The organism is Nitrosococcus oceani ATCC 19707 (assembly GCF_000012805.1).
Lineage (GTDB): Bacteria > Pseudomonadota > Gammaproteobacteria > Nitrosococcales > Nitrosococcaceae > Nitrosococcus > Nitrosococcus oceani.
This window is the reverse complement of sequence record NC_007484.1, coordinates 1,679,353-1,691,712: the sequence shown is the minus strand read 5'-3', so window position 1 is coordinate 1,691,712 and position 12,360 is coordinate 1,679,353. Positions and strand designations below refer to the sequence as shown.

The following is a 12,360-nucleotide window of genomic DNA, read 5'->3' as shown; positions in this document are numbered from 1 at the left end:
TATAAAAATTCCAGCCTTACGCACTAAACCCGGGTCGCGATACTGCTTAGCTTTTCAAGCAGAAATAGGAGGTTTAAAAAGAGGAAGGGGTTGAAATTCGGGTGGCCCTGCCTCCGGCAGGAAAACCCACTGAATGGCGGCTACGTGGAGGTGTGAAACTAAGCACTCGGGCAAAAAGCACAGGTGGGAATTACACTGGAGGTGGTAACCGGCACATCCAGATTTTTTATTGCAGTTCCCATTCCCGAAAGAAAATCCATCTTGGAAGAACGACGCAACGGAGGCAGGCGCCTCTATCTGAACCTCTGCCATGGGGTAATGGATTTCCGTCTGGAAGGGGGGGATGTCAGGGCCAGCAGCAACTAATATTGCTAACAGACTAAAAGTCCCCCAAAAGGCAGTCAAAGTAAAAAATTTGATGATACTATATTGCACTTCGTGGATTTTATCAAAATTCCCAGATTCAAGGAAATTATTCTCCATCCCCTGGAGCGAGGAATATCCTCCCAGGCTGTGAGCAGCGCAGAAGTTATTTAACTAAGATACGGCTCTAATAAAAATTATTTTTAGGAAAAAAGCAAATATACTTTGGAATTAAACATGGATGTTGAACGACCCCCCAGTGAGAGTGCCTGCCTGTGCGTGTCCGCACGCAGACAGGCGAAGTGAAACGGCGCATCGAGCGCAAGGGCCAACATGACTTGCGTTTCGCCAACAATTCGCGGTATATTTTCCCTGTTGCCAAGAGCGCGACCTACCCTCGGTAGGAGGGGAAGTGATGCGCGTGGAGGGTGATACCCAATCGAGGGCCTTGCGCGCTAAGTCGTGGCCAGCCCAAGGCACCCATTGAAGCGCGAATTCTCCAGGCGGATGAAGTTTTGTAAGAACAAAACTGCTATCCGTCATGGCGAAACTCCAAGATCGATATCCCTTGGCGATAAAAAATTCTCCATTTAGAAAAATATAAACGGGTTCGCAAAAAAGCGGACATAATTAGAAAGTTCGTCGAAAAACACCTTAGTGCCAGACTCCTCGACCACGATGATATCGTCCGCATAAATTTTCGGGTCCGGCACAACCCCTTCTCGAATAGCCTCGATATTGTAATATAAAATTTGTTTAGTGTTATTGCCGGTAGGACGGAACAGCTTTATCCCTTCTAGATCGGCCACCTTGTTGACCCCCTCAGCGGAGGCAAGCGCTTGCAATAATGTGGTTCGTCCTTGAATGGGATAAATCCCTGGCTTTTCAACAGCGCCCTCCACCGTCACCCGCTGGCTAACATACTCCTCAATAAAAACACTCACCTGAGGGTCCTGCAAATATTTCTCTCTTAACCGCTTACCCAAGAGATCTTCCAGTTCCTGGCTGGTCAAATTATTTACCTGTATCGCACCGATGAGCGGTAAGGAAATGACTCCCTCGGCACTAACCCGCACCGCCCGGGAAAGCTCCGGCACTTGAAAGACATCGATCTGGAGCAAATCTGAAGGACCAATGCGATAACCATTCTTTTCCTCCACCGCTTGTGGCGATAAACTGGAATGTGTGCTCGTCGTGGATTCCGGGAGTGGACTTGTTGCTTCCCGGGAAGGAGTGCTAGCACCGCAAGCCGCTAAAAGTCCGATAATCAAAAAGCAAAGAATACGCCTGCATCCTTTGCTTAATCTCTTCCGGCTGGACATTCTTAAACCGGTATCCGCAAAACGGTTCCTGTTGGTTGTCATCATGGTATTCTCTTGAATTGACTTCCGCCCCTCCCTGAAGGAAGGGGATTCCTCATTCACTGACAACTGGACGAGCACACCGAGATGTGATCGCCGCTTACATTATCTCCAAAGGCTAACACGGCAAGCCCTGCCGCTTTTATAATAAACTTCCCAGGTTTTTTTCAAAATCCAACATCACGCGCTCATAATCACAGTGCTCCACCGCATAACGCCGTGCCTGTTGACCGAGCTTAAGCCGCCGACCGGGGTTCCGCGCCATTTGATAAATGGCTTCCGCCAAGCCCTCCACATCTCCCGGCGCCACCAACTGCCCACAGCCCGCAACCACTTGCCCAATTTGAGTCTCCAGCCGCGCCGTGGCCACCACAGGCCGGCCACTGGCCAGCATCCCCGTCAATTTGGAAGGCATCACCAGATCAGCCGCATCGGCGCGCTGGGGCAATAAGTGAATATCCGCTAAATTGAGCCATTCGTTCAACCGCTCGGCAGGCTGCAACGGCAACCATCGAAGATTGGGTAAATCCTTTCCCTGGACTTCCAGCCGGGCGCGGGCAACCCCCGCACCGGCCAGCACAAACACAATTTCTGACCGGTTCCGCAACCGCCGGGCCGCCTCCACCAAAAGCTCCAGCCCTTGCTTCTCCCCCATATTTCCCGAGTAAAGGGCCACGACCGTCTCCGGGGCGATCCCCAACTCGGCCCGATAGGCACTCACTCCCGGTAGAGGATAAAGCGCTCGAGTATCCACCCAATTAGGAAAAAGCACGCATCGCGTTTCGGCCACCCCTTTGTCCCCCAGATGGGAGAGCATCCGATGGGAGATACTGGAAACCCGATCAAAAGCCAACAGCCACTGCCGTTCAAAAATTCTGGCGGCTCCACGCAACCAGCCATGACGCAATAGGTTAAGCCCCACCGCGGCATCCAGTTCAAAATCCTGAAGATGCAGCCAGGCCGCCCCTCCCGCGAGCCGCGCCACGGTCCAGGCCACGGGAGCGCAAAAAAGCGTGGGCGCAATCAGCACGACCACATGGGGACGCCATAGGAGATAGCGCAACATAACAGGCGCGCTGGTTAACATAAAAGTGGCTAGATGCAATAACCGGGTTAGGCCGGAAGGAGAACGGGGTACCCAAAGGGGGCAGCGCCAGCCGCTGAAACCACCGCCGGCTGGAAGGGCAAAGCTTTCACGGCCATAACGCCAACTGGAATAACCCTCCCTAACGCGCCATTCCGGATAATAGGGAGGAGCCGTCACTACCCGGACTTCATGCCCGCGGCCTGCCAGCCACGCCGCCATCTCCCCACTATACTTGCCGATACCGGTCAATTCCGGAGCAAAGTTAATACCGTAAATCAAGATACGCATATCCTTCCTCCACGGCCGTTCCCTCACTCATAATAATCAAAGGTCCGATATCCTTCCTGACGGCAAAGCACATCCCGCTTGGCGTACTTCAAGTCTTCCATGACCATCTCCCGCACCAGATCATCAAAGGCGGTTTGCGGCGCCCAGCCTAGCTCCCGACGGGCCTTGCTGGCATCGCCTAACAGCGCTTCCACCTCGGTAGGGCGAAAATAACGGCGATCAATACGAATGAGCACATCACCAGGTTGAATATGGCCGCATTCCATGGCTTGTCCGGCAACCGCCCTCACCACGGCGATTTCTTCTTCCCCCTGGCCTTGCCAATCCAAGGAAAGCCCGAGCACCTGGGCCGCCTGTTCGATAAATTCCCGCACGGAGTGTTGCTCGCCAGTGGCAATCACATAATCATCCGGCGTTGACTGTTGCAGCATCAGCCACTGGGCTTTCACATAGTCCCGGGCATGGCCCCAGTCCCGCCGCGCTTCCAGATTCCCCACATGCAGGCAACTCTGCAGGCCCAAAGTAATCCGCACCAGCCCCCGGGTAATCTTGCGGGTGATAAAGGTCTCGCCCCGAACCGGCGATTCATGATTAAAGAGGATTCCATTGCAGGCATACATGCCATAGGCTTCCCGGTAATTCACCGTGATCCAATAAGCATAGAGCTTGGCCGCGGCATAAGGCGAACGGGGATAAAAAGGCGTTTGCTCATTCTGCGGCACGGACTGCACCTTGCCATAAAGTTCGGAAGTAGACGCTTGATAAAAACGCACCTTCTCCTCCAACCCTAAAATGCGAATCGCCTCCAGCAACCGCAGCGTCCCCAGAGCATCGGCATTCGCCGTGTATTCAGGCGTTTCAAAGGAAACCGCCACGTGGCTTTGGGCCGCCAGATTGTAAATTTCATCCGGCTGCACTTCCTGGATAACCCGGATAAGATTGGTGGCGTCCGTTAAATCCCCATAGTGCAAAATAAAACGCCGCTCGGATTCATGGGGATCTTGGTAGAGATGATCAATACGATCGGTATTAAACAGGGAAGCCCGGCGCTTAATGCCATGGACTTCATAGCCTTTTTTCAGTAAAAACTCGACCAGGTACACTCCATCCTGGCCGGTAACGCCGGTAATTAATGCTTTTTTCATGATCCCCCAACGCTCTCCCGGTTTATGCGCCCCGTTACCTAACTCCCACCTTTCCTATCCCTGGAATTAATCATTCAACCATTCGCGTAATTCAGGGACGCAGCCTTTCATCAATTGAAAATCCCGATCGCTATGCAACAGAAACAAATTATGCTCCAGGGCGATTTGCGCGATCAGGCAATCAACCGTACTACGTATCGTCACTCCATTGCGCCGACAGTGCCCATATATCTCTGCGGCACGCCTATACGTATCAACCTTATCCAACGGATGATAAAATCGCTGCGTTGCGAAATAATCCACCAACACGCGCAAGCTTTTCGGCGAATCCGCCCCCTGGAGTATCTCCTGGTAAATAATGCCCGTGATGCCGAAGGGATAATCCCGATCCAGAATCCTATTTAGGGCCTGGGTTCCAGGTGTATCGCGGTCACGCAGAAAATCGATCCAGACTGACGTATCCACCAGTATCACGTATCGTCCTTGTATTCCCGCAACGCCTTGTAATCATAATCCGACCGGATACTGGCCCGCCCTCGCAGCTCCCGCAGGTCTTTACGCTGATGATGCTCGACAAATTCCTTTAGCGCCAGATGCACCAGTTCTTTCTTGCTCTTCACGGAGACACAGCGAAAGGCTGCCTCCAGCAACTTGTCATCCAAATCAATATTGGTCCGCATCGCACACCTCATTATACACATCTAAACATGTATAATGAGGTGTATTAATAACCATGTCAATCTCCTAGCGGGATGATCAAAAATTACTGATTTCCTCGCGCAATTCGTCAATCGTCACCTGACAGGCTGATATCTTGCGCCGGAACAGCTCGTTCAGAAACTCTGCGCGGCTAGTTTCCAATATCTCGTTGGAGTTTGCGGCTAAGTCTCGTTCGCTTGTTCCCGACCTGTCTGCGTGCACCGCACAGGCAGGCAAGCTCACTCGCCTTGCTGCAATTCGCGTTTCCACGGAGTCCTTTAGCAGCCATAAGCCACCTCCGGTTGGTATACTCCTCCACGCGCATCACTTCCGGTCCTCCCAACCGTAGTTAACCTTAAAATATTCCGGGCCGCGTTAATATCGCGGTCGTGGACTGACTTACAGTCCGGGCAAGTCCACTCGCGAACATTGAGCGGCATGGCTTTTTGCACTGTGCCACACGCCGAGCACGTTTTACTGGTGGGCGCCCACCTATCCACTTGCACAAACTCTCGGCCATACCACTTAGCCTTGTATTCCAATTGGCGTTTAAGTTCGTGCATGCCCACATCGCCCAATGCCTTGGATAGCCGTCTATTGGCCATCATGCCCCTGACGTTCAAATCTTCCATGGCGATGAAACCAGCCTGGCGAATCAGTGCCGTGCTGAGCTTATGCAGCCAATCCTGACGGGTATTGCTCACCCTGGCGTGGGCCTTGGCGACCCTTACTCGCTGGCGGCGCCAACGATCACTACCTCTGACTTTGCGAGAGAGCCGACGCTGAGTTTTGGTGAGTAGACGCCGATAAGTGCGTAGGTGGCGAGGATTACCGGACTTCCAACCCTCGGAAGTCACGACAATATCCTTCACGCCGAGATCCACGCCGATACCGTTTGGCTTTCGCGGCAGCGGCTGGATCGTCTCTTCGCACATGAAGGAGATAAAATAACGACCCGCACCGTCCTGGGTGACCGTCACCATCTTGGGGATGCCCTGGGGCCTGCGGGACCACTTGAGCTTGAGCGCCCCGAGCTTGGGCAGAACCAATTGCCCCGCCATCCACGCTTTTATCTTGCCCCTGTGGCGATGATCGAAGCAGTAGCGGATGCTTTGGGTATGCGCCCTTTTTTTGAACTTTGGATGCTTGGCCCGACCCGCAAAGAAGTTCCTGAAGGCCGTGTCCTGGTCGCGGAGCTTTTGCATGAGGCAATCGCGGGTCGCCTCGCCCAGCCAACCGTAAGCCCCTAGCTTTTTTAGAAACGTGAGCTGGCGGCTAAAATCAACACCGCTAACGCATTTGTCGTGAACCCTGTATTGATGGCCCCGCCAGGTCAGACAGGTATTCCACACCCAGCGGGCATGGCCAAACTCAATCGCCAATTGCTGGCGCTGGACGCTGGTGGGGTAGAAGCGAAACTTGTAGCTTCGCTGTATTTTGCTAGAATCCGGCTCGGTCATGGCCTCAATACTTACGCTATTGGGTCTGTGGCAAGTGGCTAGGTAGTGCTTCCAACACTGTCTAGCCGCGCTCATTATACCGCGAATTTTGCCCGCCACAAACATCACTTTGCGACCTCACTAGGGGGTCGTCGTGCGTCCATGCACTCCTTCGATGTCGATGGGAGAGTATAATTTAAAATATAGGTTGTTATTAGGCATGAGCATATGGGCCAGATCGCCATTTACCTCGACGACAAAACGGAACAGCCCCTCAAGTCTGCCGCCGCTGCGGCCAAGATGCCCGTAAGCCTCTGGGTAGCGGCGCTGGTGAAGGACAAAACTCGTACCCAGTGGCCAGATTCGGTACGGGAACTGGCGGGCGCCTGGAGCGACTTTCCAGAAGCCGAGACGTTACGACGGGAAACAACCGCGGATGTGCCACGGGAACCGCTGTAGGTGTTCGCGCTCGACACCAATACCCTGATCTACTTCTTTAACGCACCGGCATCGAAATCAAGAACCACTTGAGTCATCGAAACCTCCGACATGATTTACTTTACTCGTTTGCGATAATTTATCGCTAATCAAGGGAAACGCCATATACCGCCGTACGGGTGAATAGAAAATCAGCTTGAATCGCCCTACCCTTGCCATCATAACTCATGTGGTACACGCCTGAGAGACGAAAGCCCCGATCGCGCAGCCAGGCAATGACTTCATCGGTCAAAGCCTGACCCTCGTACAACTCGGCGAAAGAACATTCGGCATACACGGTGCTAAAACGGCTCAGCAATGCTTCGCAGCCCTTCAATGCTTCCAACTCATAGCCCTGTACGTCCAACTTCAGCAGCGCCGGTGGTTCAATTTCTTCGGCGGGCAGAAACTCCGATAGAGGCGCTACCTGCACGACCGCTGTCCCGACTTCTCCCGTACCGGGAAACAGCGACCGCTGCATCCCGGTAATGGGCAGCAGGGAGGAGGAATCATCGGCCGCGGAAATATGGATGGTTTCCTCCCCCCGCGCCGGCCCGATGGCTACTTGATGCAGCACAAGCCGTGAATCGCCCGCCAATACCCGCCGGAATTTTTCCGCTGGCCCCGGCAACGGTTCAAAGGAAACAATCCGCGCACCGGGGAAGCAATGCCGTGCCGCCAAAGCGAACTGTCCCCGGTTGGCGCCGATATCCACCACTGTACCCATCTCGCCCAGGCTCTTCAGCGCCCGGACATGCTCGACGCCGGCGGCCACCCCGTATCGTAGCGCACCCAGCCAGCGGCTATCGCCCCGGGACATCAAGCCGGCTAGCTTCCAACTTTTTTCTATCAAGTTTCTGATGATGATTCCTCCGGGGATTTAACAATAGGCGCTGCAGCCTCGTCCGGGCCAAGACGTAGTGCAAGGCTATAGGCCTTCATATGCCGATTCGCGCAGGCTTCAAGAGAGGCATGTTCCTCAACGAATTGGCGCCCTCGGTTACCCATCACGGTACGAACCTGTCGCTCAAGCAAGCGGTCGAAGGTATACTCAGCAACCGCCTTTGGATCTTGGTCATGCACCAAATAGCCTGTGCGGCCATGCTCAATTAACTCTCCGATCGAGCCCACATCGAAACTCACGACCGGCAACGCAAGTGCCATCGCCTCTTCCATGGCGGTTGGAATACCTTCCGAGCGCGGCCGTGGCGTCATCCAAAATACATCCATGGCCTGCACCAACTCATGCACGCGCCCGGTCGGGTCGAAGGCAAACAAATCACGACCAACCTGCAACCCAAGTTGATCCGCAAGCGCCCATAGCCCCTCGGTATAGCTGCGATGATTTTCGTTCATGGCGCCAAGGATTGCGAAACGCGCATCAGGAACTTTAGCCTTTAAATGGGCAGCCGCCCGGATGAAGTTATCGTGTCCCTTCTGGAGATTGATATTGCCCACAGTGCCAATTACCAAAGAAGTATCGGCTATCCCCAGATTCATTCGCGCCTGCTTCCGAACGGCTGGATTAGGCGTGAAGCAGTTCAGATCGACGGGAGGGAAAAAATGCACTAACTGATTCGGCCGTTTCGTAGCACCAGGATGTTCCGCTGCGACCCGCTTGCCAGTGCACATCACTACATCCGCGTAGCGCTGCAATAACGGCCCCATCAAGCGCCGCAGGAGCATAGGCGGATAGGTATCGAGAATCTGCCACACGACCGGAATACCGACGCCGCGTGCGGCAATGGCGCCGTGCGGATTTACCAATCCATTAAGCTGGACAACATCGATCTGCAGACGCTTGATAAGTTCGCGGATAGCACGCACTTGAGCTGGTAAGTTTATAAAGAATTGAAGATGCGTACCCAGATTCGAAGTCGCTCGAATTCGCTGCAGTGGTAGCTGCACCACTTCGACGCCCCCATTGCGCAACCGCTCGGCAGCATTACCCGGCTCATCCGGCAACAGCACCGTCGTCCGCACACCTTTCTCCACGAGAACAGGCGCAAGACGCATGTTGCGGTTATGTGGTCCCCCAAAGACCGGATAATGAACAATACTAAGCACATGAATCATGAGTCCGTAGCCTCAACAGAGAACACGTGCTCGCCTTGGCTTATAAACCATTCCCAGGTGGCTGCCAAGCCGTCCTCAAGACGCCATTTCGGCTTAAAGCCGAAGGCACACCGGGCCTTTTCATAGGTTGCGAAGTTACGCGAGACTTCACCACGACGGGCCGCTTTGAAATGGATGGGGTGATGGGGCTTGCCAGCCACCTGGCGAAGGATATCAGCTAATTCTAGAACTGTCGTCTCCCGCCCGGATGCCAAGTGGAACGTCTCACTGCCTTCCACCGGTACCTCGAGCGCCGCAGCAATTCCAGAGCCCAGGTCTTCAACGTGTATATAGTCCCGCGATGCCGAACCGTCCCCATAAATTACAATCGGCTCATCTTTCATAAGGGCTTTGATGAAAGTCGTCACGGCCCCCTTTTTATGCGCGCTGTGTGGGCCGTAAACGTTGCCAAACCGCAGGCAGACCGTTTCCAAGTGATACGACTTCGCAAACGCATGGCAGTAGGCCTCGCCGCAGAGTTTGCTTGCCCCATAGGGCGAAATGGGCTTGGGGAGCGAGCGCTCGTCCACGGGTGGCGTTGCATCGCCAATCAAAGCGCCACCGGTTGAAGCAAATATCAAACGCTCGACCCCAGCCTCAACTGCGGCGTTCATCACGTTAAGCGTACCATGCACATTCACGGCAAAATTGCTTGTAGGGTCAGCAACTGATTCGACAACCGAGCCATAAGCTGCCAGGTGGATAACTTTTGGCACATCTGTGAAAGCAGGCACAAGTGAGCCTGGCTCGAGAACATCTCCCTGAAAAAAATCCGCTGCTTGATTTTGCCATCCTGTAGGAGAGGCACGCTGCAGATTATCCAGGACTCGCACATCACGACTCTGCAAAAGCGGCTGAATTAAATTGACGCCGATAAACCCGCGCCCGCCGGTAACCAATATTTTTCCTTTATTTCCCATGAACCCCCCTGTATTTCGGTTGCCCAGCGATAAAAGCCCAATTCAACGCCATCCCCACCACCAATGCCATTATGAAGCCATTTATTGCTGCGTCCGGGCCGTACCACATGGTACGAAATATCAGCGCAATAAACATGGCGGATTGCAAAAATCTATGTGGCCGACATCTGCCCGACTGAAACAACAATAATCCACGGATACTCCAACTTAACAACCATGCAAGCATTCCAGCAAATACGGCAATTCCAATGCCACCCGCATTCATTACCGGCTCCATCAACCAGTACTGGCCGCCCATGAGATTAACCTGCTCTTCCACTAAATCGTAAGCGGTTGGCGCTCGTGAGAAACCCAGCATCTCCGGAGGAAGATTCACCATATAGTACCAGTAGGTTTCGCCAGGGTAGATGTTCAACCATTCCTTTGCTTTTAAATGATAGGCCGCAATATACGTTAATAGATTATTCCCGGAACCGCCTGGAGCCTGGACATAATCAGGCCGATTTAATGAAGACCAATCCAACGTCCCGCGAAAATAGCCGATCAAGCTAAACCCTACCAGTATGAGCAGAAGTATCACGACACGCTGATTGAGCCACTGCGGCCAGCGGCTGCTTGCATACTGCAGCTGTGGTCTAAGCATGCAAAATAGCAAAATAGCAAAACCCAGTGTCTCACTCCTCCGCGCATGAAGAAAAAGCCAGATGAACGAGAACAACGTAGTCGTCCAAAACATATAACTGCCTAGACGTTTGGATGCACCCTTTTCATTTCTGAGTCTGAGGTACCCCGACAACGCCACAATCTCGAAAAGAAGCCACGCGCCGCCGGCAAATCGCGCGCCACCAATACGCTGCTCCCGCAATGTCTGATAGTCCGCCAGGCCAACAATTTGGCCAGGCTCAGCAAGCCAAGCAAAAAACAAAATTAATGGCGCGGATAGCACAATCAACAGAAAAGCTGATTTTTTCCCTATTCTTGGACGCCCTTTGTTGGCTTCTATTGCCAATCTACTGCCATGCCCCGTTTCGCGAACGGTAAGGGCCAGAAACAAGGAAGCCAACGCGCCGACCAATATAGGCACACCTAATGCCTGTGCATCCTGCATATCTCTGGCAAAATAAGAAAAATAGGGAAAACCCAATAGATCTTGTATAAGAAATGGCGAAAGGAGAGGGTAGGCGGCAGCCAGGACAAACCAATAATAAGGTGAGTAAATACCACCCCGGCGCCAAGCCGTCATGATTGCAGCCAGGGTTACCATATAACCCGTCCACAGAAAAAAATGCCCCGATGAAGTTGTCGTACCGACGACCGATACAAGAACAATGATTGCTACAAAAACCGATACACTCCACAAAGTTCTCAGGGAGATGCCGGCATGCAGATTTGTGCGTGTAGATAGTGCTGGCATACTCAACCCCTACCGAACGGTTTCCGCCCGCTCAACCAAGCGGCGGACCATCAATTGAATCCTTGCCAACAGGCGCCGCCAACGCCATGCGTAATACAGCACCCGTCTTAGATAATATAGTTGCATCTTCCATACATGAATCGGATACGCGACAACAAGGGCCGCTATAACCTGGTGAGATCGCAATTTGGGAGTGAAATAAAGTTCGTATCCCGCTTGTATTAAGGATCGTCGGGTCAAATATTCGATGACGCACCCATTGATAGCCGGAAGTTCTTCGCGCCATGCACTGACACGCCTATCCACGGGCGGTTTCTGTACAAGTTCATGAATGGATGACTCTGGACCTATTACTTCCAATCCAATTCCATTGGACGGTTGTTTCATAAGAGACGATAAACCGAGCGAGCATACGACGGTCATTAATTCCTGATCGGTCGCCATCACTAAACGTTCGTAACAGACATCGTGAATAGGAATGCCCAACGATCGATAACGTTCCACTGTTTGCTGATAGTCATGCCATGATTTTGCTGCAAACCACGCGTCACCACGCCCCATTTTTTCGCCTGGAAAATAGGGACGCTCACTCCTGATCTGCGAATTGACTACACCTCGTGGATCTCTTTTAATATGAATGAAGATAGCGCTCGGGAAAGTCTTGCGGATAGAAGGCATTAAGCTAATAAGCGATCCGAGCTTAATTAACACAGCATCAGGATCAGAGGACTGGCCACGGCGCGCCAGATAGGCCCTGCTTATCGCTTCTAATATCACCCGCGCATTGGCGCCGGCCATGTCCTGGCAAATGCCAAGATAGTCATTGTCCGCAAGTCCGAGATTTGCTCGCTGGTGATCTAGCTTAATCAATGAGAACAAGGCTGCGGATGACATGCGACGCAACTTGGCTTCCCCTTGACTTAATAACCACTCCGGGGCGCGAAACTCTGGGAGCACAACAATATTTGTGATCTGCTCCGAGATCAGACGCGCAAGCAATGTGGAACCGGAACGAGAGGCGTAGAATAAGAAAGCAAAGCGCATCTGAGACT

The 12,360-nt window shown here is 53.0% G+C and carries 12 protein-coding genes; 1 reads left to right on the top strand and 11 read right to left on the bottom strand.

Going from position 1 to position 12,360, the window contains the following annotated elements; translation table 11 throughout:
• Positions 1-953 precede the first annotated feature (953 nt).
• The 6 genes from NOC_RS08220 to NOC_RS08195 form a co-directional block, all read right to left on the bottom strand.
• Positions 954-1,730 carry a polysaccharide biosynthesis/export family protein gene (locus tag NOC_RS08220; RefSeq protein WP_002810417.1) on the bottom strand — a complete coding sequence of 259 codons (777 nt, stop codon included), beginning with the start codon at positions 1,728-1,730 and terminating at the stop codon, positions 954-956.
• A 136-nt stretch (positions 1,731-1,866) separates the two neighbouring features.
• Positions 1,867-3,099, bottom strand: a complete 1,233-nt coding sequence (locus NOC_RS08215; protein ID WP_002811741.1) for a glycosyltransferase WbuB — start codon at positions 3,097-3,099, stop codon at positions 1,867-1,869.
• A 23-nt stretch (positions 3,100-3,122) separates the two neighbouring features.
• Positions 3,123-4,247, bottom strand: a complete 1,125-nt coding sequence (gmd, locus tag NOC_RS08210) for a GDP-mannose 4,6-dehydratase (protein ID WP_172633697.1) — start codon at positions 4,245-4,247, stop codon at positions 3,123-3,125.
• Positions 4,248-4,310: 63 nt separating this feature from the next.
• Positions 4,311-4,709 carry a type II toxin-antitoxin system VapC family toxin gene (gene vapC, locus NOC_RS08205; RefSeq protein ID WP_231561718.1) on the bottom strand — a complete coding sequence of 133 codons (399 nt, stop codon included), beginning with the start codon at positions 4,707-4,709 and terminating at the stop codon, positions 4,311-4,313.
• A 5-nt stretch (positions 4,710-4,714) separates the two neighbouring features.
• Positions 4,715-4,924 (bottom strand): type II toxin-antitoxin system VapB family antitoxin, encoded by a 210-nt coding sequence (locus NOC_RS08200; protein WP_002810571.1) that lies wholly within the window; start codon positions 4,922-4,924, stop codon positions 4,715-4,717.
• Positions 4,925-5,221: 297 nt separating this feature from the next.
• On the bottom strand, positions 5,222-6,508 hold the full coding sequence (locus NOC_RS08195; RefSeq protein ID WP_002810541.1) for an RNA-guided endonuclease InsQ/TnpB family protein: 1,287 nt from the start codon (positions 6,506-6,508) through the stop codon (positions 5,222-5,224).
• A gap of 102 nt (positions 6,509-6,610) precedes the next feature.
• On the opposite strand from NOC_RS08195, the gene NOC_RS08190 reads away from it, so the two are divergent.
• Positions 6,611-6,841: a hypothetical protein gene (locus NOC_RS08190; RefSeq protein WP_002810351.1), complete on the top strand. Its 231-nt coding sequence runs from the start codon at positions 6,611-6,613 to the stop codon at positions 6,839-6,841.
• A gap of 124 nt (positions 6,842-6,965) precedes the next feature.
• On the opposite strand, the gene NOC_RS08185 is transcribed toward NOC_RS08190, so the two are convergent.
• From NOC_RS08185 to NOC_RS08165, 5 genes are read right to left on the bottom strand one after another with little or no spacing between them, the layout of a single operon-like run.
• A complete protein-coding gene (locus NOC_RS08185) occupies positions 6,966-7,712 on the bottom strand; it encodes an FkbM family methyltransferase (RefSeq protein ID WP_244860120.1) in 747 nt (248 codons plus the stop codon).
• On the bottom strand, positions 7,709-8,935 hold the full coding sequence (locus tag NOC_RS08180; protein ID WP_011330682.1) for a glycosyltransferase: 1,227 nt from the start codon (positions 8,933-8,935) through the stop codon (positions 7,709-7,711). Before NOC_RS08180 ends, NOC_RS08185 begins: the two co-directional genes overlap by 4 nt.
• Positions 8,932-9,894: an NAD-dependent epimerase/dehydratase family protein gene (locus NOC_RS08175; protein ID WP_011330681.1), complete on the bottom strand. Its 963-nt coding sequence runs from the start codon at positions 9,892-9,894 to the stop codon at positions 8,932-8,934. Before NOC_RS08175 ends, NOC_RS08180 begins: the two co-directional genes overlap by 4 nt.
• A complete protein-coding gene (locus NOC_RS08170; protein WP_011330680.1) occupies positions 9,884-11,308 on the bottom strand; it encodes a hypothetical protein in 1,425 nt (474 codons plus the stop codon). Before NOC_RS08170 ends, NOC_RS08175 begins: the two co-directional genes overlap by 11 nt.
• Before the next feature lie 9 nt (positions 11,309-11,317).
• On the bottom strand, positions 11,318-12,352 hold the full coding sequence (locus NOC_RS08165) for a sulfotransferase (RefSeq protein WP_002810218.1): 1,035 nt from the start codon (positions 12,350-12,352) through the stop codon (positions 11,318-11,320).
• Positions 12,353-12,360 lie beyond the last annotated feature (8 nt).